Below are 24,854 nucleotides of genomic sequence, written 5' to 3'. Positions count from 1 at the left end.
CGGGTCAGGCCGCAGCAGAGAGCGAGCGCAGTCCCTCGACGACGGTCGCGGCGAGGTCGCGCGCGGCCTGCCGCGTCTCGGGCTGGAGGTCGCGGAAGACGATGGCGCTGCCGGCGGCGATGTGCGGGTCGTAGGGCATGCGGACGACCGCGCGGACGCGCGTGCGGAAGTGCGATTCGAGCTCTTCCGGGCGGATGAGCGGCGTGCCGGGACGCGCGGTGTTGAGCACCACGACGGCGTTGCGCACCTTGTCGGCGTAGCCGTTGCTCTCGAGCCAGGTCAGCGTCTCCGACGCCAGGCGGGCCTCATCGACGCTCAGACCTGAGACGACGACCAGCTGGTCGGCGAGCTCGAGCGTCGCTCCCATCACCGAGTGCACGATGCCGGTCCCGGTGTCGGTGAGGACGATCGAGTAGTAGTGCGCGGCGAGGGTCGCGACGTCGCGGTAGTCCGCGTCGCTGAAGGCCTCGGAGACGTGCGGGTCGGAGTCGGACGCCACGACGTCCAGTCGCGTCTCGTCGCGGGCGACGATTCCCGACAGATCATTGAAGCCCACCACCTCGCGGCGCATGCGGATGAGGTCGCGCACCGTCTTGCCGCTGCTGCGGGAGATGCGCTCGGCGAGCGTGCCTCGGTCGGGGTTGGCGTCCACAGCGATGACGCGGTCGTCGCGCGCATCGGCCAGCGCCATGCCGAGCAGGGTCGTGACGGTGGTCTTGCCGACGCCGCCCTTGCGCGAAAGCACCGGCACGAAGCGGGCCCCGCCGTTGAGCGGAGCGGCGATCCGGCGGTCGAGCGCCTTGCGGGCGCGAGCGCGCTTGCTGTCGCCGAGGTTGATGCGGCGGCCCGAGACCGAATAGACCAGGTGCTGCCAGTAGCCTTCCGGCTCCGATCGCACGACCTGGTGCGGGTCGAGCAGCCGGTCGGCGGTCAGCAGATCGGCCGTCTCCCGGCCGGGCTCGAATTCGCCCAGGCGCTTCGAGGTCAGCGAGACCTCGGGGAAGGCGTTCGTTCGGGCGACCGCCTGCGCCGGCTCGGCCGGCGCTGCCTGCTCCGCGCGCGCCGCGGCGGGCGCGGGCGCTGCGGCCGGAGCCGCGGCGGCGGGAGTCGCCGCGGGCTCGGGGTCCTCAGCGAAGACTGCGGGCTCTTCCTCCACCTCGACGGCGGTGACGATGTCGGCCGTCTCATCGACGGCGACGCCGTCGTCCTCGAACGTCCAGTCCTCGTAGGCCGCGGCGTTGTCCACGATCTCCGCCTCGGCGGTATCGGCGGGGATCTCCACGACGAACGGGACTTCGTGGCCGATCACGTCGTCGTCGACGAGGTCGTCGTCGGACTCGGTGGGCAGCTCGACGTTGACCTGGGCGGTGGTGCCGCCGAGGATGCCGAAGCCGGCGGTCTCGATGCTGCCGGTGTCGGACAGCACGCCGTTCTCGGATTCTTCGGGCGTGTGGTCGGGTCGATCAGGCGTCACTGCGGAGTTCTCCAAGGCAGAGGAGGGCGTGCTTCGGGCGGGTGCCGCCCACCAGGTTACTGGGCAGGACGGATGACGACCAAAAGGTCGCCTGCCTCCACCTGCTGGGTTTCGCCGATCGCGACCCGCTCGACGACCCCGTCGACGGGTGCGGTGATGGCCGCCTCCATCTTCATCGCCTCGATGGATGCGACCGGCTGACCGGCCAGGACGGCGTCGCCGACGACGGTCTTCAGCGTCACGACACCCGAAAACGGCGCGGCGACCTGACCCGCCTTGGTGGTGTCGGCTTTCTCGGCCTGACGGGCCTCGACGTCGATGCCGCGGTCGCGCACGAACACGGGACGCAGCTGACCGTTGAGGGTGGTCATCACCGTGCGCATGCCCTTGTCGTCGGCCTCGCCGATGGCCTCCAGGCCGACGAACAGCTGCACGCCGCGCTCGATCTCCACCACGTGCTCGGTGCCCGGAGTGAGCCCGTACAGGTAGTCCGACGTGTCGAGCAGGCTGACGTCGCCGTACAGGTCGCGCACCTCGCGGTACGCCTGCGTGGGCCCGGGGAACAGCAGCTTGTTCAGCGTCTCGCGGCGGGCCGCGGCATCCCCTTCCAGAGCCATCGTCTCGGCGGCCGTCAGCGGCGTGACCGCGATGTCGACCGTCCGGCCCTGCAGCACCTTGGTGCGGAAGGGCTCCGGCCAGCCGCCGGGCAGGTCGCCGAGCTCGCCGGCCATGAAGCCGACCACCGAGTCGGGGATGTCGTAGTTCTGCGGGTTCTCGGCGAAGTCGTCGGGGTCGGCCTTGACCGCCGCGAGGTGCAGGGCCAGGTCGCCGACGACCTTCGAGGACGGCGTCACCTTCGGCACGCGGCCGAGGATCCGGTCGGCGGCGGCGTACATGTCCTCGATCAGCTCGAAGTCCTCGGCCAGTCCCAGCGCGATCGCCTGCTGACGCAGGTTCGACAGCTGCCCGCCCGGGATCTCGTGGTGGTACACGCGACCGGTGGGGCCCGGCAGGCCGGACTCGAACGGCGAGTACAGGTGGCGCATGGCCTCCCAGTACGGCTCGAGGTCGCTCACGGCGTCGAGGTCGATGCCGGTGTCGCGCTCGGTGTGCGAGAGGGCCGCGACCAGCGCCGACAGCGACGGCTGGCTCGTGGTGCCCGACATGGGCGCGGCGGCGGCGTCAACGGCATCCGCTCCCGCCTCACTCGCGGCCAGCAGCGTCGCGAGCTGGCCGCCCGCGGTGTCGTGCGTATGCACGTGCACGGGCAGGTCGAAGTTCTCACGCAGGGCGGAGACGAGACGGGATGCCGCGGCCGGCCGCAGCAGGCCCGCCATGTCCTTGATCGCGAGGACGTGGGCGCCGGCGTCCACGATCTGCTCCGCCAGGCGCAGGTAGTAGTCGAGCGTGTACAGGTCTTCAGCCGGGTTCAGCAGGTCGCCCGTGTAGCAGACGGCGACCTCGGCCACGGAGGTGCCGGTGGCGAGCACGGCGTCGATGGCGGGCCGCATCTGCGAGACGTCGTTGAGGGCGTCGAAGATGCGGAAGATGTCGATCCCGCTCGACGCGGCCTCACGTACGAAGGCGTCCGTGACCTCCGTCGGGTACGGCGTGTAGCCCACCGTGTTGCGTCCGCGCAGCAGCATCTGGATCGCGACGTTCGGCAGCGCGGTGCGCAGGCGGTCCAGGCGCTCCCACGGGTCCTCGCCGAGGAAGCGCAGCGCGACGTCGTAGGTCGCACCGCCCCACGCCTCGACGGACAGCAGCTGCGGGGTGAGCCGCGCGACGTAGGGAGCGACGGTGACGAGGTCCTTGGTGCGCACGCGGGTCGCCAGCAGCGACTGGTGGGCATCGCGGAACGTCGTCTCGGTGACGGCGAGGGCGGTCTGCTCGCGCAGCGCCTTGGCGAAGCCGGCCGGGCCGAGCTCGATCAGGCGCTGCCGCGACCCGGGAGCCGGGTCGCTGAGCAGGTCGAGGGCCGGGAGCTTCAGGCGCGGATCGATCGTGACGGGGTTCTCGCCGTTCGGCTTGTTGACCGTCGTGTCGGTGAGCCAGTTGAGGATCTTCGTGCCGCGATCCTTGGACTCGCGTCCCCGCAGCAGCGCGGGGCGCTCGTCGATGAATGACGTGCTCACGTCGCCGGCGACGAACGACGGGTCGTCGAGCACCGCCTGGAGGAACGGGATGTTCGTGGAGACCCCGCGGATGCGGAACTCCGCCAGGGCGCGGCGGGCGCGCAGGACGGCGGCGCCGAAGTCGCGGCCGCGGCACGTGAGCTTCGTCAGCATCGAGTCGAAGTGCGGGCTCACCTGCGAGCCCGCGGCAGTGGTGCCGCCGTCGAGGCGGATGCCGGCGCCGCCGGGCGAGCGGTAGGTCGTGATCTTGCCGGTGTCGGGACGGAAGCCCTGCGTCGGGTCCTCCGTGGTGATGCGGCACTGCAGCGCCGCACCGCGCAGGTGGATGCGATCCTGGGTGAGGCCGAGCTCGTCCAGGGTCTGGCCCGCCGCGATGCGCATCTGCGACTGGACGAGGTCGACGTCGGTGACCTCCTCGGTCACGGTGTGCTCGACCTGGATGCGGGGGTTCATCTCGATGAAGACGACCTCGCCCGTGCGGGGTCCGGCGGTCTCGAGGAGGAACTCCACGGTGCCGGCGTTCTGGTAGTCGATCGAGCGGGCGAAGGCGACGGCGTAGGCGTGCAGCGCGTCGCGCACGGCCGGATCGAGGTTCGGCGCCGGCGCGATCTCGATGACCTTCTGATGGCGACGCTGCACCGAGCAGTCGCGCTCGAACAGGTGGACGGTCTCGCCCGTCTGGTCGGCGAGGATCTGCACCTCGACGTGACGCGGGCGCTGGACGGCCTGCTCGAGGAACACGCGGGCGTCGCCGAACGCGCTTCCGGCTTCGCGCATCGCCTCGGCCAGCGCCGGTGCGAGCTCGGGGGCCGTCTCGACGCGACGCATGCCGCGTCCGCCGCCGCCGGCGACGGCCTTCACGAAGATGGGGAACCCGATCCCCTCGGCCTGCGCGATCAGGGCGTCGACGTCGTCGGATGCCTCGGTCGAGCGCAGCACGGGAACCCCGGCCGCGACCGCGTGATGCTTGGCGGTGACCTTGTTGCCCGCCATCTCGAGCACGCGCGCGGGCGGGCCGATGAACGCGATCCCGTTGGCCGCGGCCTTCTCGGCCAGCTCGGGGTTCTCCGAGAGGAATCCGTAGCCGGGGTATACGGCGTCGGCTCCCGCTTCCTTCGCGACGCGGATGATCTCGTCGACATCGAGGTACGCCCGGACGGGGTGCCCCTTCTCGCCGATGAGATATGCCTCGTCCGCCTTCAGGCGGTGCAGCGAGTTGCGGTCCTCGTAGGGGTAGACGGCGACGGTGCGGGCACCGAGTTCATACGCAGCGCGGAACGCGCGAATGGCGATCTCTCCACGGTTTGCGACGAGGATCTTGCGGAACATTCGACCTCCGGAGGCGGCGGCGCGGGCGGGCCTGAGTGTGCTCACAGCCTAGGGGACGGTAACGTGGTGCCTTGTGCACGTCCTATCCGTCAGCTCGCTCAAGGGTGGAGTCGGCAAGACAACCGTGACTCTCGGACTCGCGTCGGCGGCTTTCGCCCGCGGTGTCCGCACGCTCGTCGTCGACCTCGACCCGCAGTCCGACGTGTCGACGGGCATGGACATTCAGGTCGCCGGTCGCCTGAATGTCGCCGATGTCCTGGCCAATCCGAAGGAGAAGACGGTCCGTCAGGCCATCACCTCCAGCGGCTGGGCCAAGGTGCATCCGGGCACCATCGACGTCATGATCGGCAGCCCTTCGGCGATCAACTTCGACGGCCCGCACCCGAGCGTCCGGGACGTCTGGAAGATGGAAGAGGCACTCGCGACGATTGAGTCCGATTATGACCTCGTGCTCATCGACTGCGCCCCTTCCCTCAACGCCCTGACCCGTACCGCATGGGCCGCGAGCGACCGGGTGATCGTCATCACCGAGCCCGGACTCTTCTCGGTCGCAGCCGCCGACCGTGCGCTGCGCGCGATCGAAGAGATCCGCCGCGGTCTCTCCCCTCGTCTTCAGCCGCTGGGCATCGTGGTCAACCGCGTGCGCCCGCAGTCGATCGAGCACCAGTTCCGCATCAAGGAGCTGCGCGACATGTTCGGGCCGCTCGTGCTCTCACCGCAGCTGCCCGAGCGCACGTCGCTGCAGCAGGCTCAGGGTGCGGCCAAGCCGCTGCACATCTGGCCGGGCGACTCCGCTCAGGAGCTCGCGGCCGACTTCGACTCGCTGCTGGACCGCATCATGCGCACCGGGCGCGTGCCCGTGCCCGGCGAGGCGCAGGTCTAGAGCGGCGCCAGGACGCCGGCACCCTCGCGCACTTCGAACACGAGCTGCGTCTCGGTCTTCGTGACCGCCGGATGGCTGGTGATGTGCTCCAGGATGACGTCGCGCAGGCGCTCCGGACTGGCCACCGCCACGTGGAGGTGGAAGTCGTTGTCGCCCGCCACGTGCACCACCGACAGCGCGCCGGGGATCGCGACGAGCAGATCGAAGAGCTCGTCGATGTGCACCCGATTGTGGCTGGACAGGTGCACCTTGATGACCGCCTGGATCGGCCGGCCGATCGCGGCGAGGTCGATGCGCGCGTGGATCCCCGCGATGACTCCGCTCTCGCGCAGCGCCCGCACCCGGTAGGCGCACGTGGACTCGGGGAGACCGACCCGCGCGGCGAGGGCCGCGTTCGTCATCCGCCCGTCCTCGACCAGGAGCTCGAGGATCGCCCGGTCCGTGGGGTCGAGCGACGGCGACTGCGGAATCTTCGACGGCAATGCCATGGATCGGCCCTTCGCTTGTGGAATCTGCAAACGATACTCCTCCAGCGAAGAATCCTGCGCAAGCAGACTTGCCAATCACTGCGAAATCACCGACGATCACTGCATGACACCGAAGTCGCTGCACCCTGACAGCCTTGCCGTGCACGCCGGCCGCGACGATCTCGCGAGCCTGGGCGTCCACGCCCTCCCCCTCGACCTCTCGTCGACGAACCCGCTCCCGGGTATCGACGTCGGCGGGCTCTCCTACGAGGTGCTCGCCACCGGCGGGCATCCGTTCGAAGGCGGTTCGCACGTGTACGCGCGCCTGTGGAACCCGACCGTCGCGCGCTTCGAGGAGGCGCTCGCGCGCTTGGAGCACGCGGAGGAATCCGTAGCCTTCTCCTCGGGCATGGCGGCGGTGACCGCTGTGCTGCTCGCCCTCTCGCACGAGCAGGGGAAGCACCACGTCGTCGCCGTGCGCCCGCTGTACGGCGGAACCGACCACCTGCTGGCCTCCGGGCTGCTCGGGGTCGAGGCGACCTACTGCACGCCCGACGGCGTCGGCGAAGCACTCCGGTCCGACACCGCGCTCGTCATCCTGGAGTCCCCCGCCAACCCCACGCTCGAGCTCGTCGACATCCGCGCCGTCGTGCGGGCGGCCGGCGATGTGCCGGTGCTCGTCGACAACACCTTCGCGACGCCCGTGCTGCAGCATCCGCTCGATCTGGGCGCCGCGATGTCGCTCCACAGTGCGACCAAGTACCTCGGCGGCCACGGCGACGTGGTCGGTGGCGTCGTCGCCTGCGACGCGCGCATCGCCGCGGCGCTGCGCCGCACCCGTGCGATCACCGGCGCCATCATGCATCCCCTCGCCGCGTACCTGCTGCACCGCGGCCTCGCCACCCTGCCCGTGCGTGTTCGCGCGCAGCAGGAGGGTGCCTGCGTGGTGGCGCAGTGGCTCACGACGCGACCCGAGGTCGCGCGCGTGCACTTCCCCGGCTTCGCAGGCTCCGATCCGCACGGTCTCATCGGCACGCAGCAGTCCGGGCCCGGCGCGATGATCGCGATCGAGCTGTCCGGCGGATTCGAGGCGGCCTCTTCACTGACTGCGGCAGTCGAGCTCTTCACTCACGCGGTCTCGCTGGGCAGCGTGGACTCGCTCATCCAGCACCCTGCCGCCCTGACCCACCGGCCCGTGCAGTCCGAGGCCAAGCCGTCAGACGCGCTGGTGCGCCTGTCGATCGGCCTGGAGAGCCCGGACGACCTGATCGCCGACCTCGAGCGCGCGTTCGCCGCGTCAGAGGCCCGCGTGGATCGGGAAGCCTCTTTCGCCTGAGGCCGTGTCGCGGCGCCCGTGCCGTCAGGCGGTGCGGGCGGCGCGACGAGCCGAGAGCTCGTCCATGGTCTCGGGCGCCTGCGCCTCGAAAGCCACGAGCTCGGTCTCGACCTCGCGGAGGACCTTGCCCACGGCGATGCCGAAGACGCCCTGGCCGCGGCTGACGAGGTCGATGACCTCGTCGTTGGACGTGCAGAGGTAGACCGAGGCGCCGTCGCTCATGAGGGTCGTTCCGGCGAGATCGCGGATGCCGGCGGCGCGCAGCTGGTCTACGGCGGTGCGGATCTGCTGCAGTGAGATGCCGGTGTCGAGCAGGCGCTTGACGAGCTTGAGCACGAGGATGTCGCGGAATCCGTAGAGCCGCTGCGATCCGGAGCCGCTGGCCCCGCGGACCGTGGGCTGGACCAGCTCGGTGCGGGCCCAGTAGTCGAGCTGGCGGTACGTGATCCCGGCCGCTCGGGCGGCGACTGCGCCGCGGTAGCCGACCTCGTCGTCCATCGCCGGCATGCCGTCGGTGAAGAGGAGTTCGCTGACGAACGGCTCGTTGTCGGCCGCGTCTCGAGCAGTCATGCTCGTCCCCCTCCGCTGTCGGATACTTCCACGCTAGATGAGCCACCCCGCTCGGGCAACGACATCCGCTGTTGCGCCCCGGCGTGTCGCGCCGACGGGCTTTCGGGCCTCAGGAAAGCAGCCGCTCCAGGGCGGACCGCACGAAGATGGCCCGCACCTCGTCGAGGCGCTTCGCGAGCTCGGGCGCGACCTCGCTGGCTCGGCCGCGTGAGGAGGAATCGGTGCGCCGGAGCAGCGGTGCGAGTGCCTGCTCGACCAGCGCGACATCGCGTTCGGCGTTCTGGCGCAGCGCGCGGACGTGCCGCGGCTCGATGCCGTGGCGATCGAGTGCCACGAGCGCCCGCAGGAGGGCCACCGACTGCTCGGTGTAGGCGTCGGATCCGGTCAGCACGCCCGTGCTGATGGCGTCGTTGAGCAGCTGCGGCGCGGCGCCCGCGGCGGCCAGCAGCTCGTCCCGCCGGTAGCGGCGGGGCGCCGGCACGATCGAGGGCGGCGGGACTGCGGTCGGCGTCGCCGGCTGACGGCCGGCATCGACGTCCTCGAGGTATTCGCGGATGACGACGAGCGGCAGGTAGTGGTCGCGCTGGAGCGTGAGCGCCAGGCGCAGCCGCTCGAGGTCGCCCTGCGAGAACTTGCGGTACCCGGACTCGGTGCGCACCGGCGTGACGATGCCCTGGACTTCGAGGAACCGCAGCTTGCTGGAGGTGAGCGCCGGGAACTCCGGGGAGAGCCGGGCGAGCACCTGTCCGATGCTCAGTAGGCCCGCGGACGACGATCGTTCACGGGCGGAGGCGGCCGGCATCACCCTTCCGCGGCCTGAGCGAGGTCTGCGGGCGAGACGAAGAAGTTCAGCCGGAACTTTCCGACGCGCACCTCGGCGCCGTTGGTGAGAACGGCGCGGTCGACGCGTTCGCCGTTGACGTAGGTGCCGTTCAGCGAGCGCTGGTCGACGAGTTCGAACGAGGAGCCGGAGCGGGTGATCTCGGCGTGACGACGCGACACGGTCACGTCGTCGAAGAAGATGTCGGCCTCGGGGTGTCGTCCGACCGTGGTCACGTCGGTGTCGAGCAGGTAGCGGGCGCCCGCGGTCGGGCCGGAGCGCACCAGCAGCAGCGCCGCTCCGGTGGGCAGCGCCTCGATGGCCTCGAGCTCGGCCTCGGCGAGCTCGCTGCCGAACGGCACGAAGGACAGATCCGAATCGTGCCCGAACGTCTGCGTCGTGTCGGTGCCACGGTCGAATTCGCCGCCTTCGGCGCCTGCACGGCGGATGTCGCCCTCTTCGGGTCGGCGATTGTCTTCCACGGTTGCCCCCTTCGAGTTGTCAGCCTATCCGATCGGTCGTCGGACGAAAGGGCCGGTTCCGGTCTGTGGACACGATGCCCTCATTGTTTCGCCTCGTGTCGATCGGCGTGCCGTGCGCCGACGTCCTCCCTAGCCTGGTCGCACGTCGATCCACCCGGATCGGGTCCATCTGAAGGAGTCCCCCCATGTCGAGCCAGCACCGTCCGTTCCCGCCCCTCGAGGTGCGTGAGCGTGCGACGTGCATGTGCGGACACGGCGACGTCTGCTCCTCGTACGAGCCGGGGCACGCGCTCCACCTGATCCAGGCCCGCCTGGCGTCGGCGACACCCTCGGGCTGGGCGGACGCCATCGTCGATCAGGCGGATGCGAGCACGGGCGTGATCCTGGTGCGGACGCTCGACGAAGGCGACTTGGTGTCGGTGTGGAGCGGGGCCGGCGCTGCCGCCGGACTCGCCGCCGGAACGCCTGTGGCTCTCCACGCGCGCTACAACGTGCTCGCGATCGGTCGCGAGCGCTTCAACGTCCTGCGCGGCTGACCCGCAGCCGCGCAGCCAGAAGGCGACCGGTCAGGCCGCCTTCATCATCATGTCCTTGACGGCCATGCAGGCCTCCATGCACGCCTGGCACGACTGCGCGCACATCTTGCAGACCTCGCTGTGATCCGCGTGCTGCATGCACTCGTCCATGCAGGCGCGGCACATCTCGATGCAGGCGTCGAGCATCGCCGTCATCGACGCGGAGGTCATGCCCTGCATGCGCATCATGGAGCGCATCATCGTGTTGCACATGTCGGCGCAGTTCATGCACGCCGGGGCGCACGACATCATCTGCGTGGAGCACACCGTGCACGCCTGCTCGCAGGCCGAGCAGGCATCCATACAGGCCTGCAGGACCGACATGTCCATCGTGTCCATGCCGGGCATCGACTTCATGTCCGCGGCCATGGCGTCCATCATCATGGAGTCCATCCGCCACCTCTCTTCCGTTCGGGTCGAAGAGCGGGCAGGACCGCCCGCCTGCGGCCCATGCTAGACGCGGCGGCCCGCGGATTGAAGGGGCTTGGTTAGGGTTGATCGGGTGAAGACTTCGGCACTCCCCGCTACCCGTTCGCCCCGACTCGCGGCGCTGATCGCAGCGCTCCTGGTGGCCTTCGCGGTGCTGGTGGCTCCGGCATCCCCCGCCCTTGCCCACGATGAGCTCATCGGCAGCGATCCCGCCGCCGGCGCACAGCTCGACGCGCTTCCGGCCGCCCTCACGCTCACTTTCAGCGGGGCGATCGCGACCGACGCGGGCGCGTCGGTCGTGGAGGTGACGGATGCCGCGGGCACCTCTCTCGTCGACGGTGAGCCGTCCGCGCAGGACAACGTGCTGACGCAGCCGCTCGCGGGCGAGGCGTCCGGTGCCGTCACGGTGCTCTGGAAGGTCGTCTCCAGCGACGGCCACCCCATCTCGGGGCAGCTCTCGTTCACGGTCACCGCCGAGCCCGCGCCGAGCGAGCCCGCCGATCCTCTGCCCACTCCGACCGACGGCGCCTCCAACCCGGTCGAGACGACCGAAGCGACCCCCGAGCCCGTCCCCGCCTCGAAGGTGGACTCGACGCCCTGGATCATCGGCGGCCTCGTGCTGCTGCTGGCCGGAATCGGCGCCCTGGTGTACTCGCTGGCCACGCGCTCGCGCCGCGAGAAGGCCCGCCTCGCGGCCTCCCCGACGTCGACGCCGACCGAATCTGAGCCCCCGGCCGACCGATAGGCTGGAGGCATGCCTCACTACGACGTCGTCATCCTCGGCGCGGGCCCCGGCGGGTACGTCGCGGCCGTGCGCAGCGCACAGCTCGGCCTGTCGGTCGCGATCATCGAAGAGAAGTACTGGGGCGGTGTGTGCCTGAACGTGGGGTGCATCCCTTCCAAGGCGCTCCTGAAGAACGCGGACCTCGCCCACCAGTTCCACCACAAGGCGGAGCTGTTCGGCATCTCCGGCGACGTGCACTTCGACTTCGGCGTCGCGTGGGATCGCAGCCGCAAGGTGGCGGACACCCACGTCAAGGGCATCCACTACCTGATGAAGAAGAACAAGGTCACCGAGTACGAGGGGCGCGGGTCGTTCACCGGCCCCAACGCCATCACGGTGACGAAGGCCGACGGCTCCACCGAGGACGTGACCTTCGACAACGCGATCATCGCGACCGGCTCGAAGGTGCGCCTGCTTCCCGGCGTGAACCTCAGCCAGAACGTCGTCACGTACGAGGAGCAGATCCTCACGCGTGAGCTGCCCACCTCGATGGTGGTCGTGGGCGCCGGTGCGATCGGCATGGAGTTCGCCTTCGTGCTCGCCAACTACGGCGTCAAGGTCACGATCATCGAGTTCCTCGACCGCGCCCTCCCCAACGAGGACGCCGACGTGTCGAAGGAGATCACGCGCCAGTACAAGGGCTACGGCGTCGAGATCCTCACCTCGACCAAGGTCGAGACGGTCACCGACCACGGCGACAAGGTCACCGTGACCTACACCGCCAAGGACGGCAGCGCCGGCTCGATCGACGCCGACAAGGTGCTCATGTCGATCGGCTTCGCCGCCAACGTCGAGGGCTTCGGGCTCGAGAACACCGGCGTGAAGCTGACCGACCGCGGCGCGATCGACATCGACGACCACATGCACACCAACGTGCCGCACATCTACGCGATCGGCGACGTCACCGCCAAGCTCCAGCTGGCCCACGTGGCCGAGGCGCAGGCCGTCGTGGCCGCCGAGACCATCGGCAAGGCCGAGACCATGACCCTCGGCGACTACCGCATGATGCCTCGCGCGACGTTCTGCTCGCCGCAGGTCGCGTCGTTCGGCCTCACCGAGCAGCAGGCGCGCGACGCCGGCTACGACGTCAAGGTCGCGAAGTTCCCGTTCTCGGCCAACGGCAAGGCGAACGGCCTGGGCGAGCCCATCGGCTTCGTCAAGCTCATCGCCGACGGCGAGCACCTCGAGCTGCTCGGCGGCCACCTCATCGGCCCCGACGTCTCCGAGCTGCTTCCCGAGCTGACGCTCGCGCAGAAGTGGGACCTCACCGCCCTCGAGGCCGCGCGCAACGTCCACACGCACCCGACGCTGTCGGAGGCCGTGCAGGAGGCCTTCCACGGCCTCGCCGGCCACATGATCAACCTCTGATCGGCTGATCAGCACGAAGCCCCGGACCTGCTCGCAGGTCCGGGGCTTTCTCGTCGGTGCGGGGCCGAGTTGGTGCCGAGAGTGCACGAATGACATGAATCCGGATGCCGCAACCGCCGTTTGCGCACTCTGGACCGTTTCAGCACCAGCCTGGTCGTTGAGCGAGCGAAACGAGACGAAACGCCCCTGACCCTTCGTGGGTCCGGGGCGTTTCTCGTCGGTGCGGGGCCGAGTTGGTGCCGAGAGTGCACGAATGACGTGAGTCGGCATGCCGGAACCGCCGTTTGCGCGCTCTGGACCGTTTCAGCGTCAGTCTGGTGCGGGCGCGATCAGGCTCCGAGCGCGCGAGCCAGCTTCGAAGCGGATGCCGCGGCCCGGCCGCCGGCGGCGTGCACGGCCGCCTCGGCCGCGGCGAAGAACGCGGCGGGGTCGACGGGGGCGGCGCCCGCGCCGAGCTCGAGCTCCCATTCGCGCCAGCGCCGCTCGAGGCCCGAGCGCTCATCGGTCGCGATGACGTGGTCGTCGGCGAACTCGGCGATGACGGAGCCATCGGCCGCGCGCAGGGCGTACGCCGTGCGTGCGTTGCGGATGCGTGCGAGCGGCGACAGCGGCTCCCCCGTCAGCGGCTCGATCTCGGCCAGCACCGGACCGGGAACGACGAGAGCACCGGACGCGCCGTCGTCGAGCGGCCACTGCAGCTCGACGCGGCCCTCGCCGACCTTCGGCCCCTTGAGGTGCCACCCGGCGTCAGGACCGCCGCTGCGGCGACGCAGCGCGTAGCCCGCGCGTGCCAGGGTCAGCTCGGCGGTGTCGAGGTACCGGGCATCCAGCTCCCGAGGCTCTGCGGCACCCACCGACGCCACACCCGGCAGACCCGACCAGTCGGGCAGCGGGGTGTCGTCGTCGACGTCGAACTTCAGCTCGACCTCGAACGACTGCGCCGGGCCTGCTCCGGGCTCAGCGGCGGTCACGCGCCTGGTCGCTGAAGGGGTCGATCTCACCCTCGGCCTCGACGAACCAGAATTCGGTTTCGGTGGGGCCGTCGGACTCCCCGGTGTTGCCGGGTTCGCCCTTGCGCTCATAGACGACCTGCGTCTCGCTGTACGGGACGATCATGCGGTCGAGGTCGGCGTCATCCAGGGGAAGGAGCTGCCCGTCGAGCGGGCCTCCGTGCAGTCGTGCGATAGCCATGTGCCCGAGCCTAGACCCGGGCCCGCCCAGGCTCCCCGGCCTTGACAAGCGGTTCGGGATGCCGGAGGCCGCGGCATCCGTATCAGTGCAAGCGTTTTCATCTTCGACCCCTAGAATCGCTCGCGTGAAGGCCATCCGAACGTTCACCGTCCGCCCCGTCCTCTCCGAAACCCTCGCTCCCCTCGACCGCCTCGCCGCGAACTGGCGCTGGTCGTGGAGCCGGGCGACGCATGCGCTCTTCGCGTCGATGGATCCCGAGCTGTGGACCGAGATCGGCGCGAACCCCGCCCGCATGCTCGGCGCTCTCGGTCAGGAGCGCCTCGACGAGCTCGCCCACGACGAAGAGTTCGTCCAGCGCGTGCGTGAAGAGGACGAGCGACTCACGGCGTACCTCGACGGCGATCGCTGGTTCCAGCGCCTCGAGGGGCCGAAGCCCGCGCACATCGCCTACTTCTCGCCCGAGTTCGGCGTCGACGGCTCGCTGCCGCAGTACTCCGGCGGGCTCGGCATCCTGGCCGGCGATCACCTCAAGAGCGCATCCGACCTGGGCGTGCCGCTGACCGGCGTCGGCCTGTTCTACCGGGCGGGCTACTTCCGCCAGTCCATCGGCGACGACGGCTGGCAGCGCGAGAGTTACCCGCTGCTCGACCCGTACGGCCTCGGTCTGACGCTGCTGCGCGACCAGGCGGGCGCGCCCGTCGAGATCGCGCTCGACCTGCCCGGCGACCGTCGCCTGCACGCGCGCGTCTGGGTGGCCGACATCGGCCGCATCCCGCTGCTGCTGCTGGACTCCGAAACGCCCTCGAACTCCGAAGAGCTGCGCAAGGTCACCGACCGCCTCTACGGCGGCGGTGGTGAGCACCGTCTGCTGCAGGAGCTGCTGCTCGGCGTCGGCGGCGTGCGCGCGGTGCGCGCATGGTCCGCCACCGCGGGCCGCCCCGCGCCGGACGTCTACCACACCAACGAGGGCCACGCCGGGTTCCAGGGCCTGGAGCGGATGTCGGAGCTCATCACGCAGGACGGGCTCGATTTCGACAGCGCGCTCGCCCAGGTGCGGGCCTCCACCGTCTTCACGACCCACACGCCGGTCCCCGCCGGCATCGACCGGTTCCCGCGCGACATGATCGCCGACTTCCTCTCCAGCGGCCTGTTCCAGAACCTCGACGCGGGCCGCGCGATCTCGCTCGGACTCGAGACGTGGGACGGCGGCGACCAGGGCGTGTTCAACATGGCCGTGCTCGGCCTGCACCTCGGCCAGCACGCGAACGGCGTCTCGGTGCTGCACGGCGAGGTCAGCCGCGGCATGTTCGGGCAGCTCTGGCCCGGCATCGACACCGAAGAGGTGCCGATCACCTCGATCACCAACGGCGTGCACGCGCCCACCTGGGTGCACCCGGCGCTCAAGGCCGTCAGCGAGCGCGTGTTCGGCGATGCCCACACGGACACCCACGACTGGACGAACCGTGAGTCGGTGACGGATGCCGAGCTCTGGGGCGTCCGTCAGCACATGAAAGGCGAGCTCGTCGCCGAGGCGCGACGGCGGGTCGCGGCATCCGTGTCGAACGGCAGCGGGATCACGCCCGGCTGGATCGACGAGCTGCTCGACCCCGAGGTGCTCACGATCGGCTTCGCGCGCCGTGTGCCGACCTACAAGCGGCTGACGCTCATGCTGCGCGACCCGGAGCGCCTGACGCGCCTGCTGACCGACCCCGAACGCCCCGTGCAGATCGTGATCGGCGGCAAGTCGCACCCGGCCGACGACTCGGGCAAGATCCTCATCCAGCAGCTCGTGCGCTTCAGCCGCGACCCCAAGGTGCGCGGGCGCATCGTCTTCCTGCCGGACTACGACATCACGCTCGCCAAGGACCTCTACCCCGGCTGCGACGTGTGGCTCAACAACCCGCTGCGCCCGCTCGAGGCGTGCGGCACGAGCGGCATGAAGGCGGCGCTGAACGGCGTGCTGAACCTGTCGATCCTCGACGGCTGGTGGGACGAGTGGTACGACGGCGAGAACGGCTGGGCAATCCCCACCGCCGACACCGCCGCGAACGACGAGGAGCGCGACGACGCCGAGGCATCCGCTCTCTACGACCTCATCGAGCACCAGCTGGTGCCGCGGTTCTACGAGCGAGAGGGCGGCATTCCGCTGCGGTGGCTGCAGATGGTGCGCCACACCATGACCGACCTCGGGACCAAGGCGACGAGCGACCGCATGGTGCAGGATTACGTCACGCGGCTCTACGGCCCGGCGGCCTCGCACGACGCGGCACTGCGAGCGGACGGCTTCGCCGAGGCTCGGGCTCTCGCGGCCTTCGTCACGCGGGTGAAGGATGCCTGGCCGCGGGTGTCGATCGCGAACGTGGACTCGTCCGGCATCCCGTCGCAGGCGCAGGCCGGTGATGTGCTCGAGGTGAGCGCGGGGGTGCGCCTGGACGGCCTGTCGCCCGACGACGTGGCCGTCGAGCTGGCCTACGGCCGCACGAACGAGGACGACGCGCTCGCGCGCGAGCACTCGGTGCACCGCCTCTCCCCCGCAGGGCCCGCCGTCGACGGCGTGACCACGTTCACCGGAACGCTGCCGCTCACCGTGACGGGCACCTTCGGCTACACCGTGCGCGTCGTGCCGCGGCATCCGCAGCTCGTCTCGGCCGTGGAGCTGGGGCTTGTGACCTACGCGTCCTGACCCTCGTGGTCGAGTTGCCACTTCTGGCGGTTCCCTCCCCGGGTATCCCGCCGGAAGTGGCAACTCGCATGTGCCGCCGGATCATTAAAACGTTCCAATGATCGTTGACCCTGTCGGACCCGCGAACTACCGTCATCTCGGAAAGCGTTTTCGCACACGAACCGGGAGAGCGATTCGACGATGAATCTCCGCAGCACATCCGCACGCACCCTGGCAGCCGGCGGCATCGCCGGCGCCCTGATCCTCGGGATGGTCCAGCCCGTGTCGGCGCACGCCGGCGACGAGCGACCACAGCTCGAGGCGCTCGACCGCGGCCTCGTCGCGGTCTCGACGACCGAGGGCGTCTTCCTCAGCTGGCGCCTGCTCGCCCCCGAGGCGGGGACCGCCACCGACACCGGCCTCAGCGGTCCGTCGTTCGCGGTGTTCCGCGACGGCGAGCGCATCGCCACGGTCGACGACAGCACGAACTTCTCCGACCCCGACGGCACGGCGGCCTCCGTCTACACCGTGGCTCCGGCATGGCACGACGTCGTCGGCGACCAGTCCGCAGAGGTGTCGGCCTGGCAGAGCGGCTACTACGACCTGCCGCTGCAGAAGCCCGCGGACGGCACCACCCCCGTCGGCGAGGCCTACACGTACTCGGCCAACGACGTCTCGGTGGCCGACGTCGACGGCGACGGCGCGTACGAGTTCATCGTGAAGTGGGACCCCTCGAACTCGAAGGACGTCTCGCAGCGCGGCTACACCGGCCCGGTCTACGTCGACACGTACGAGTTCGACGGCACGCTGCTCAACCGCATCGACCTCGGCGTGAACATCCGCGCCGGCGCCCACTACACGCAGTTCATGGTCTACGACTTCGACGGCGACGGCCGGTCCGAGACGATGCTCAAGACGGCGCCCGGAACGACGTCGACGCGGTACAACGTTGACGGGTCGGTGGCGGCATCCGCTGACATCACCATGCTCGCGGAGGACATCGCCGCCGGGTACTCCCCCGACGACGACTACCGGCTGAGCGCCGACGACTACCGCACTCACCTCATCGAGATGTTCCAGGGCTGGACCGAGCACCCCGAGGTCGTCGCAGGCAACTGGCCCGCCACGCTCGAAGAGGCGTGGGGCATTCCGGTGGCGCACGAGTATCCGCTTTCGGATGCCGCAGCCGGCGAGCTCGCGGACTACTTCCTCGACGTCTACGCTCCGACGCGCAGCGCCCGCAACGAGCTCCGCAAGTTCGAGGGCTTCATCGTCGACGGGCCCGAGTACCTCACGGTCTTCGACTCGGCCACCGGCGAAGAGCTGCAGACCGTGGCGTACGAGCCCGGACGCGGCGATGACGGCCTGCTGTGGGGCGACTACGCGATGTCGCGCATCGAGCCCGCCAACCGCTCCGACCGCTTCCTGGCCGGCGTGGCCTACCTCGACGGCACGCACCCGTCGGCGATCTTCGCCCGGGGCTACTACACGCGCTCGACCATCGCGGCCTACGACTGGGACGGCGAAGCGCTCACCCAGCGCTGGTTCGTCGACAGCGGCCACGTGCCCATGACGAACCCGTTCAACGACGGGCCGCACGGGCGCGACGGCACCGACCCGGAGTACGGCACGCTCACGACGCAGGGCGATCACTCGCTCAGCTCGGCCGACGTCGACGGCGACGGCAAGCACGAGATCGTCTACGGCTCCGCGACGCTCGACCACGACGGATCGCTGCTGTACAGCTCGTTCGATGTGCTGCCCGAGGGCAGCGCGGCACCGGGCGAGAACGTCCGCCTCGGACACGGCGACGCGATGCACGTCACCGACATCGATCCGGCGCGTCCGGGGCTCGAGATCTGGACCGCGCACGAGGGCGGCACGTTCGCCCCGTACGGGTCGGCGATGAGGGATGCCGCGACCGGCGAGGTCCTGTTCGGGGCGTACTCCGGCCGCGACACGGGCCGCGCGATGATCGGCGACGTCCGCAGCGACGTCCCGGGCATCGAGGTGTGGGCGAGCATGCCAGGCGGCACCGAGGCCTCGGGTCTGCTGAGCGCGACCGGCGAGGTGCTGGGCACCAGCATCCCGGGCACGAACCAGTCGATCCGCTGGGCCGCCGACCTTACGACGCAGATCGTGAACGGCTCGGGCGACCAGAACGTCACGATCGACGACTGGACGCGCGGCCGCCTGCTCACGGCGACCGACACCCGAACGAACAACGGCACCAAGGGCAACCCGTCGCTCGTGGCCGACGTGTTCGGCGACTGGCGCGAAGAGCTCCTGGTCCGCACGACCGACTCGTCGGCGCTGCGCATCTTCACGAGCACCGAGGTGACCGGGCACAAGCTCACGACCCTCATGCACGACGTGCAGTACCGCGCCGAGGTGGCTCGCCAGAACACGACGTACAACCAGCCGTCGTACACGAGCTACTACCTGGCCAGCGACATGGACTTCGCGAACGTGCCGCTCGCCACGAGCGTCGCCGCTCCGAAGACGCCGAACTTCGTCGACCTCCCGGGCTCGAAGCCCGACAAGGTGATCGTGCCGAACGACGGATCCTTCGACTACTACGTCGACGGCGAGCTCGTCGATCACGGCCCGCATCAGGTCGACGCCGGCGCCGAGGTGACGGTCACGGCCGTGCCGAAGCCGTACGTGGCGGTCGAGCCGGGCGCCGAGTCGTCCTGGACGAACGACTACAGGGGCTGACAAGCGCGAGCACAGGATCGGAGATCTTCACCGGCACGCCGGGGCAGCCGCCCCACTCGCGGAGTGTCGGGCACGATCTCCGATTCCGTGCACGTCGGTTGGTGAGACGGAGAGCGGATGCCGCGGCGCGAGTCGCGGCATCCGCTCGCCGTAGGCTTGGGGGGTGAAGCCGTTCGTCCTCCTCGCCACCCGGGCCGAAGACGTGCCCGCCGACGAGGAGTACGCGCTGTTCCTGCGCTACTCAGGCCTCGAGGAGCGCGATCTGATCCGCGTCCGGCTCGAGGCGGGCCCCATGCCCCGGTTCGATCTGGATGCGCTGTCGGGCATCTTCGTCGGCGGCGGACCCTTCAACGCGTCCGATCCCGACGAGTCGAAGTCCGCCGTCCAGCACCGGGTCGAAGCCGAGTTCGACGCGCTGCTCGACGAGGTCGTGGCGCGTGACTTCCCGTTCCTGGGCGCCTGCTACGGCATCGGCACCCTCGGAGCCCACCAGGGAGCCGTGATCGACCGGACCTACCCCGAGCCGATCAGCGTCGTGCCGGTCACGCTGACCGAGGCCGGGGCATCCGATCCCCTGCTCGCCGAGCTGCCGCGCGAGTTCGCCGCGTTCGTCGGGCACAAGGAGGCGATCACGGTCCTCCCCGAGACCGCGACGCTGCTGGGCTCGTCGCCGGGCTGCCCGGTGCAGATGTTCAAGGTCGGGCAGAACGTGTACGCGACGCAGTTCCACCCCGAGCTCGACGTCGACGGCATCACGACGCGCATCCACGCCTACGCCGGCTACGGATACTTTGCCGCCGACGAGCTCGAGCTGACACTGGCTGCGGTCCGTCGCGCGTCGGTTTCACACCCGAGCCGGATGCTGCGCACCTTCGTCGAGCGCTACGCGCGGTAGTCCGGGGTCGAGGTCGGCCTCGGCGCTCTGTCCGCCGTGATCGGGCGGGTGTACGATCCGTGCACGGGCGCCCGAACGCTCGGGACCCGGGGGGGGACCATGAGCACGAAGAAGCTGCTGGCGATCGGCGCGGGGATCGCCGTGGTCGCATCGGCCGCGCTGGTCGTGCCGAGCATCGCGTTCGGCGTCACGCCGACCGTGCTCTCGCCCGCCGGCTACGTCGCCGAGATCGCCAACGAGGCCGATGACGGGCCGGGCAACAACGGCAAGGGCAACGCGTTCGGCCACGACAAGGACTCCGACGACTTCCCCGGCAAGGGCAACGGGAACGACCAAAACGGCGACGGTCCGGGCAACAACGGCAAAGGCAACGCCTTCGGCCACGACAAGGACTCCGAAGACTTACCCGGCAAGGGCAACGAGCGCGACGACGACGGGAACGGTCCAGGCAACGGCGGCAAGCCCGACGGCTCCGGCAAGCACGAGGACGGACCCGGCAACAACGGCAAAGGCAACGCGTTCGGCCACGACAAGGACTCCGAAGACTTCCCGGGGAACAACGGCAAGGGCAACGGCGACGACTCCGAGGGCGACGACGACTGAGGCCGCTCCCCCGCGATGACTGTTACTTGGTGACGGCGGCCTTCGGCTTCGACTTCTCCCGCGCCTCTGCCGCGGCTTGCTGAGCGACCTCAAGTTCCTCCGCGGCGACGCGGAGGGCGTCCTCAGCTCGCTTCACGCGGCGGGCTTCGAACGAGGGAGCGCCGAACTTCTCGCGCACGCGGTCGGCGCGCTCGTGGACGCCGATGATGATCCAGGTCGACGCCAGCAGGATGACCTGGGCCGACAGATTGAACCAGATCAGCAGCGCGATGAGCGCCGCGAACGACGCCAGCAGCGGGTTAGCCCCGGCTCCTCGCACGAACAGGCCGGAGAGCTGCTGCAGCACCGTGAGGCCAATCCCTCCGATGAGCGAGCCGACGATGAGGGTGCCGGGGCGTGCCTTGACGCCGCTGAGCACGACGAAGGCGAGGGCGATCACGGCGGCGTCGAGCACGAACACGGCAACCAGTGCGAGCGCCTGGGTGGCGGCATCCGCGACGAAGCCCTCGATTCCGAGCGCGTCGGCCGTCCAATCGATGAATGTCGTGCCGTAGAACGTCACCGCGGCCGACAGCACGAAGCCACCGCCGACGGCGAGGGCGAGCAGCAGGTTGCGGACGATCACCCAGATCCAGAAGACGTCGTCGTGGATCTCGTCGGCGAGGGTGCGCAGTCCTGCACGCAGCGAGCCGATGGCTCCGATCGCGGCGCCGACCAGGGCGACGGCGGCGATCACGCCCGTGAGGGTGAGGCCTGTGGGTGCCTTGATCGCGTCGAGTTCGATGATGCCGTCCTCGCCGAGGAGGCCCGGGATCGCCGCGTCCACGGTGTTCACCAGAGCGGCCCAGGCCGTCGGGTTGTCGGCGAGCCAGAGCGACGCCAGGGTGAAGCCGAGCAGTACTCCGGCGAAGACCGAGAACAGCGCGCGGTACGTGATGGAGTCCGCCAGCATGAGGCCGCGGCGCTCGAGGAAGTGGAACCAGACCCGCACCGGTTTCAGTGAGAGGGCCCATGCGGTCACCTTGGCGATCAGCTCAGCCATGGCGCCACCCTACCCAAGGGTTTCCTCAGCTCGTGACTGCACCCTCACTATGGGCCTAGTATGACGATCGGGGATAGGGGAATCATTATGAGAGGACTCGCTCAAACACTCGTTCTGACTGGGGCCGTTCGTGCTGCCGATATGTCGGCAGCCATGGCGGAGGCAGGTGAGGGTCCGGAGCTTCAACAGCTTCTGGTGAGCTCGAACATCGTCACAGAGGCGCAGATCGCCGAAGCTGTGGCGTTGCAGACGGGCCACCGGTACTTCGACATGAACGGTGTCGAGATCAATCAGGACGTGCTCGGCCTCGTGCCGGGCGCGCTCTGTCGCCGATATCAGCTCATTCCGCTGAGTCGCATGCGCAACAAGGTCGTTGTGGGCATGCTCGATCCGACCGACATCATCGCGATCGACGACATCACGAGCATCACCGACCTGTCGGTCGAAGCCGTGGTCGTCGCAGGCGATGCGCTGCGGCAGGCGTTCGAGCGGTACCTGCGCTCCGACGAAGAGCTCAGCGACCTGTCCGAGCAGATCGGCGAGTCCGCCGGCGAGACTTCCGGAGTCACCTTCACCGAGGTGCTGGAGGATCAGGATGCCGACGCCCCGGTGGTGCGCTTCGTCAACCTGCTGATCACCCAGGCCATCAACGACCGGGCGAGCGACATCCACGTCGAGCCCGGCGAGCGCCAGCTGACGGTGCGGTTCCGCATCGACGGTGTGCTGCACGAGATGCAGAAGGCCGACCGTTCGATCCAGGACGGCGTGATCTCGCGCCTGAAGATCATGTCGTCGATCGACATCGCCGAGCGGCGCAAGCCGCAGGACGGTCGCCTCTCGGTCGAGCACGAAGGACGCGCGATCGACCTCCGCGTCGCGACGCTGCCGACGGTGTGGGGCGAGAAGATCGTCATGCGAATCCTCGACAACTCCGGTCAGGCCATGGCGCTCAGCGACCTGCGGTTCTCCTCGATCAACGAGCAGCGCTTCCGCGAGGCGATCTCGCGCCCGCACGGCATGATCCTCGCGACCGGCCCGACCGGTTCGGGCAAGTCGACGACGCTCTACACGGCGCTCAAGACGGTCGCGAATCCGCGTATCAACGTCATCACGGTCGAAGACCCGGTTGAGTACCGCATGGCGGGGATAAACCAGGTGCAGGTAAACAACCGAGCCGGCCTCACCTTCGCGTCGGCGCTGCGGTCCATCCTGCGAAGCGACCCCGATGTGGTGCTCGTCGGCGAGATCCGCGACAAGGAGACCGCCGTCATCTCGATCGAGGCGGCCCTCACAGGCCACCTCGTGCTGTCGACGCTCCACACGAACGATGCCCCGTCGGCGCTGACGCGTCTCACCGAGATCGGCACCGAGCCGTTCCTCGTCGCGACGGCGCTGTCGGCCGTGATCGCCCAGCGACTCGCCCGCCGGCTTTGCCTGCGCTGCCGCGCGGCTTACACCGAGCCCACCGAGGTGCTGCGCTCGCTCGGCTTCCCGCACGACCCGCATGACGTGCCGCAGCTGTATCGCGCCGTCGGCTGCGTCTCGTGCTCGGGCACCGGCTACCGCGGCCGTATCGGCCTGCATGAGGTCATGACCATGACCGACGAGCTCGAGCAGCTGCTCGTCATGCGCTCGACCGGCACCGAGATGCGCCAGATGGCGATTCAGCAGGGCATGGTCTCACTGCGCGAGGACGGCTGGTCGAAGGTGGCCCAGGGCCTCACGACGATCGAAGAAGTCCTGCGCGTCTCGCTCTGACGACATAGCACCGCCCCCGGGGGCTTTCGCCTCACCCGGGGGCGGCTTGTCGGACACCCCCACCCCGATGGGAGGGGATCGGGGCGCCGAGCCCTCAGCTGCTCTGACCGAGCTCGCCGTAGAGCGAGAAGATCGGCATGTAGAGCGAGATCACCATGCCGCCGATGACGATGCCGAGCACGACGATGAGGATCGGCTCGATGGTAGACGACAGCTGCGAGGTGGCTGTCTCGACGTCGTCCTCGTAGTAGTCGGCGATGCTCGACAGCATGTCGACGAGCGTGCCGGACTCCTCCCCCACAGACACCATCTGCGGCACCATCGGAGGGAAGACATTCGCCTTCGCCAGTGGCGCGGCGAACGTCTTGCCCTGGCGGATCGACTCCTGCACTTCGAGAACGGCCTGCTCGACCTTCCAGTTGTTCGATGCCTGACCCACGATGCCGAGGGCCTGGATGATCGGGACGCCGGCATCCAGCATCATCGAGAGGTTGCGACTGAAGCGGGCGACCGCCATCTTGGTGGCGAGCTTTCCGAAGACGGGCAGCTTGAGTTTGATCGGGTCCCACACCTTGCGCACCCGCTCGGTGTTGCGGTTCCGCATCCACCACACCCAGGTCACGAATCCGCCGATGAAGAGCGTGGGAAGGATCCACACCATGTTCTTCGAGAGCGTGACGAGGATCTGAGTCGGGAGCGGAAGGGACGAACCCAAGCCCGCGAACATGTTCTCGAACACCGGCACGATGAATGTCACCATCGCGAGCACACCGATCACCGCGACGATCAACACGATCATGGGATAGGTGGTTGCCGACCGGATCTTGTTATGGAGTTCGGCCTCCTTCTGATAGTTGTCGGCTACCGAGGTCAGAGCACCGCCGAGGAATCCGCCGGTCTCCCCCACTCGGATGATGCTCAACATCAGGGGAGGGAAGACATCCGGATGCCGCGACAAGGCGCCCGAGAAGGACGAGCCCGACTCGACATCGGCGTACACCGAGACGAGAGCCGGCTGCAGGCGCTTGTCATCGGTCTGATCGATCAGAATCGACAGCGTCCGCATGAGTGGCAGGCCGGCGTTGATGAGACCCGCCATCTGCCTGGCGAAGACCGCCAGCGTCTTCGGGTTGACGTGCTTCGTGAGGCCCGGGAGCTTGATCTCCATATTGAGCCCGGACGTCGATACGGCGGCCACCGAGATCGGAGTGAGGCCTTGAGCCCGGAGCTTGCCGGCGACCGCCGCCTCGCTTCCCGCCTCGATCGTGCCCTTGACGATGGCCCCGCCGCGTGGGTCGACCGCGCGGTAGGTGTATTCCTCGATGACCGGCAT

21 protein-coding genes are annotated in these 24,854 nt (G+C 69.3%); 10 read left to right on the top strand and 11 right to left on the bottom strand.

Going from position 1 to position 24,854, the window contains the following annotated elements; genetic code table 11:
* Positions 1–4: 4 nt before the first annotated feature.
* Positions 5–1,474 carry a MinD/ParA family ATP-binding protein gene (locus ASD56_RS08085; protein WP_055964024.1) on the bottom strand — a complete coding sequence of 490 codons (1,470 nt, stop codon included), beginning with the start codon at positions 1,472–1,474 and terminating at the stop codon, positions 5–7.
* 56 nt (positions 1,475–1,530) lie between these two features.
* Positions 1,531–4,938, bottom strand: coding sequence for a pyruvate carboxylase (locus ASD56_RS08080; protein WP_055964021.1), 3,408 nt, complete (start codon positions 4,936–4,938; stop codon positions 1,531–1,533).
* 73 nt (positions 4,939–5,011) lie between these two features.
* Here ASD56_RS08080 and ASD56_RS08075 point away from each other — a divergent pair, with 73 nt between their 5' ends.
* Positions 5,012–5,821: a ParA family protein gene (locus ASD56_RS08075; protein WP_055964018.1), complete on the top strand. Its 810-nt coding sequence runs from the start codon at positions 5,012–5,014 to the stop codon at positions 5,819–5,821.
* Here ASD56_RS08075 and ASD56_RS08070 read toward each other — a convergent pair.
* Positions 5,818–6,309 (bottom strand): Lrp/AsnC family transcriptional regulator, encoded by a 492-nt coding sequence (locus tag ASD56_RS08070; protein WP_055964014.1) that lies wholly within the window; start codon positions 6,307–6,309, stop codon positions 5,818–5,820. The genes ASD56_RS08075 and ASD56_RS08070 overlap by 4 nt on opposite strands.
* Before the next feature lie 103 nt (positions 6,310–6,412).
* Here ASD56_RS08070 and ASD56_RS08065 point away from each other — a divergent pair, with 103 nt between their 5' ends.
* The gene (locus ASD56_RS08065; RefSeq protein WP_055964011.1) at positions 6,413–7,624 is read left to right on the top strand and encodes a trans-sulfuration enzyme family protein; all 1,212 of its coding nucleotides are present in this window, start codon (positions 6,413–6,415) and stop codon (positions 7,622–7,624) included.
* A gap of 24 nt (positions 7,625–7,648) precedes the next feature.
* On the opposite strand, the gene ASD56_RS08060 is transcribed toward ASD56_RS08065, so the two are convergent.
* From ASD56_RS08060 to ASD56_RS08050, 3 genes are all read right to left on the bottom strand, one after another.
* A complete protein-coding gene (locus ASD56_RS08060) occupies positions 7,649–8,194 on the bottom strand; it encodes a MerR family transcriptional regulator (protein ID WP_055964008.1) in 546 nt (181 codons plus the stop codon).
* Between the two features lie 109 nt (positions 8,195–8,303).
* A complete protein-coding gene (gene ftsR / locus ASD56_RS08055; protein ID WP_055964005.1) occupies positions 8,304–8,996 on the bottom strand; it encodes a transcriptional regulator FtsR in 693 nt (230 codons plus the stop codon).
* Positions 8,996–9,496 carry an FHA domain-containing protein gene (locus ASD56_RS08050; protein WP_055964002.1) on the bottom strand — a complete coding sequence of 167 codons (501 nt, stop codon included), beginning with the start codon at positions 9,494–9,496 and terminating at the stop codon, positions 8,996–8,998. The genes ftsR and ASD56_RS08050 overlap by 1 nt, the downstream gene beginning before the upstream one ends.
* 185 nt (positions 9,497–9,681) lie before the next feature.
* On the opposite strand from ASD56_RS08050, the gene ASD56_RS08045 reads away from it, so the two are divergent.
* Positions 9,682–10,032, top strand: a complete 351-nt coding sequence (locus ASD56_RS08045; protein WP_055963999.1) for a hypothetical protein — start codon at positions 9,682–9,684, stop codon at positions 10,030–10,032.
* Between the two features lie 30 nt (positions 10,033–10,062).
* Here ASD56_RS08045 and ASD56_RS08040 read toward each other — a convergent pair whose 3' ends face one another.
* Positions 10,063–10,464: a hypothetical protein gene (locus ASD56_RS08040; RefSeq protein ID WP_055963995.1), complete on the bottom strand. Its 402-nt coding sequence runs from the start codon at positions 10,462–10,464 to the stop codon at positions 10,063–10,065.
* 109 nt (positions 10,465–10,573) lie between these two features.
* On the opposite strand from ASD56_RS08040, the gene ASD56_RS08035 reads away from it, so the two are divergent.
* The gene (locus ASD56_RS08035) at positions 10,574–11,245 is read left to right on the top strand and encodes a copper resistance CopC family protein (protein WP_055963992.1); all 672 of its coding nucleotides are present in this window, start codon (positions 10,574–10,576) and stop codon (positions 11,243–11,245) included.
* A 9-nt stretch (positions 11,246–11,254) separates the two neighbouring features.
* Entirely contained in the window at positions 11,255–12,652 is a 1,398-nt protein-coding gene (lpdA, locus tag ASD56_RS08030) for a dihydrolipoyl dehydrogenase (RefSeq protein ID WP_055963990.1), read from the top strand.
* A gap of 329 nt (positions 12,653–12,981) precedes the next feature.
* On the opposite strand, the gene ASD56_RS08025 is transcribed toward lpdA, so the two are convergent.
* Both ASD56_RS08025 and ASD56_RS08020 read right to left on the bottom strand, forming a co-directional pair.
* Positions 12,982–13,623 (bottom strand): CYTH domain-containing protein, encoded by a 642-nt coding sequence (locus tag ASD56_RS08025; RefSeq protein WP_055963987.1) that lies wholly within the window; start codon positions 13,621–13,623, stop codon positions 12,982–12,984.
* Positions 13,610–13,843 (bottom strand): hypothetical protein, encoded by a 234-nt coding sequence (locus tag ASD56_RS08020; protein ID WP_055963984.1) that lies wholly within the window; start codon positions 13,841–13,843, stop codon positions 13,610–13,612. Before ASD56_RS08020 ends, ASD56_RS08025 begins: the two co-directional genes overlap by 14 nt.
* A gap of 124 nt (positions 13,844–13,967) precedes the next feature.
* On the opposite strand from ASD56_RS08020, the gene glgP reads away from it, so the two are divergent.
* The 4 genes from glgP to ASD56_RS08000 all read left to right on the top strand — a co-directional run bounded on the left by glgP (position 13,968) and on the right by ASD56_RS08000 (position 20,721).
* Complete coding sequence (gene glgP, locus ASD56_RS08015; RefSeq protein ID WP_055963981.1) at positions 13,968–16,526, top strand: alpha-glucan family phosphorylase; 2,559 nt, start codon at positions 13,968–13,970, stop codon at positions 16,524–16,526.
* Between the two features lie 180 nt (positions 16,527–16,706).
* Positions 16,707–19,223 carry a rhamnogalacturonan lyase gene (locus ASD56_RS08010; RefSeq protein ID WP_055963978.1) on the top strand — a complete coding sequence of 839 codons (2,517 nt, stop codon included), beginning with the start codon at positions 16,707–16,709 and terminating at the stop codon, positions 19,221–19,223.
* 163 nt (positions 19,224–19,386) lie between these two features.
* Positions 19,387–20,118: a glutamine amidotransferase gene (locus ASD56_RS08005; protein WP_055963975.1), complete on the top strand. Its 732-nt coding sequence runs from the start codon at positions 19,387–19,389 to the stop codon at positions 20,116–20,118.
* 99 nt (positions 20,119–20,217) lie between these two features.
* Complete coding sequence (locus ASD56_RS08000) at positions 20,218–20,721, top strand: hypothetical protein (RefSeq protein ID WP_055963972.1); 504 nt, start codon at positions 20,218–20,220, stop codon at positions 20,719–20,721.
* 22 nt (positions 20,722–20,743) lie between these two features.
* Here ASD56_RS08000 and ASD56_RS07995 read toward each other — a convergent pair whose 3' ends face one another.
* Complete coding sequence (locus ASD56_RS07995) at positions 20,744–21,763, bottom strand: YihY/virulence factor BrkB family protein (RefSeq protein ID WP_055963968.1); 1,020 nt, start codon at positions 21,761–21,763, stop codon at positions 20,744–20,746.
* A gap of 87 nt (positions 21,764–21,850) precedes the next feature.
* Between ASD56_RS07995 and ASD56_RS07990 the strand changes: the two genes are divergently transcribed.
* Positions 21,851–23,521: a GspE/PulE family protein gene (locus ASD56_RS07990; RefSeq protein ID WP_055963965.1), complete on the top strand. Its 1,671-nt coding sequence runs from the start codon at positions 21,851–21,853 to the stop codon at positions 23,519–23,521.
* Between the two features lie 94 nt (positions 23,522–23,615).
* Here the strand turns inward: ASD56_RS07990 and ASD56_RS07985 are convergent, their stop codons facing one another.
* On the bottom strand, positions 23,616–24,854 hold the full coding sequence (locus ASD56_RS07985; RefSeq protein ID WP_082541381.1) for a type II secretion system F family protein: 1,239 nt from the start codon (positions 24,852–24,854) through the stop codon (positions 23,616–23,618).

This window comes from Microbacterium sp. Root166 (assembly GCF_001427145.1).
GTDB lineage: Bacteria > Actinomycetota > Actinomycetes > Actinomycetales > Microbacteriaceae > Microbacterium.
The sequence above is the reverse complement of the archived record's forward strand: the minus strand, read 5'-3'. Positions and strand labels throughout refer to the sequence as shown.

Coding starts and splice junctions, on each gene's coding strand:
- ASD56_RS08080 (WP_055964021.1), bottom strand. CDS start 4,938: ATGTTCCGCAAGATCCTCGTCGCAAACCGTGGAGAGATCGCCATTCGC.
- ASD56_RS08070 (WP_055964014.1), bottom strand. CDS start 6,309: ATGGCATTGCCGTCGAAGATTCCGCAGTCGCCGTCGCTCGACCCCACG.
- ASD56_RS08065 (WP_055964011.1), top strand. CDS start 6,413: ATGACACCGAAGTCGCTGCACCCTGACAGCCTTGCCGTGCACGCCGGC.
- ASD56_RS08060 (WP_055964008.1), bottom strand. CDS start 8,194: ATGACTGCTCGAGACGCGGCCGACAACGAGCCGTTCGTCAGCGAACTC.
- ftsR (WP_055964005.1), bottom strand. CDS start 8,996: ATGCCGGCCGCCTCCGCCCGTGAACGATCGTCGTCCGCGGGCCTACTG.
- ASD56_RS08045 (WP_055963999.1), top strand. CDS start 9,682: ATGTCGAGCCAGCACCGTCCGTTCCCGCCCCTCGAGGTGCGTGAGCGT.
- ASD56_RS08040 (WP_055963995.1), bottom strand. CDS start 10,464: ATGGACTCCATGATGATGGACGCCATGGCCGCGGACATGAAGTCGATG.
- lpdA (WP_055963990.1), top strand. CDS start 11,255: ATGCCTCACTACGACGTCGTCATCCTCGGCGCGGGCCCCGGCGGGTAC.
- ASD56_RS08020 (WP_055963984.1), bottom strand. CDS start 13,843: ATGGCTATCGCACGACTGCACGGAGGCCCGCTCGACGGGCAGCTCCTT.
- ASD56_RS08010 (WP_055963978.1), top strand. CDS start 16,707: ATGAATCTCCGCAGCACATCCGCACGCACCCTGGCAGCCGGCGGCATC.
- ASD56_RS08000 (WP_055963972.1), top strand. CDS start 20,218: ATGAGCACGAAGAAGCTGCTGGCGATCGGCGCGGGGATCGCCGTGGTC.
- ASD56_RS07995 (WP_055963968.1), bottom strand. CDS start 21,763: ATGGCTGAGCTGATCGCCAAGGTGACCGCATGGGCCCTCTCACTGAAA.
- ASD56_RS07990 (WP_055963965.1), top strand. CDS start 21,851: ATGAGAGGACTCGCTCAAACACTCGTTCTGACTGGGGCCGTTCGTGCT.
- ASD56_RS07985 (WP_082541381.1), bottom strand. CDS start 24,854: ATGCCGGTCATCGAGGAATACACCTACCGCGCGGTCGACCCACGCGGC.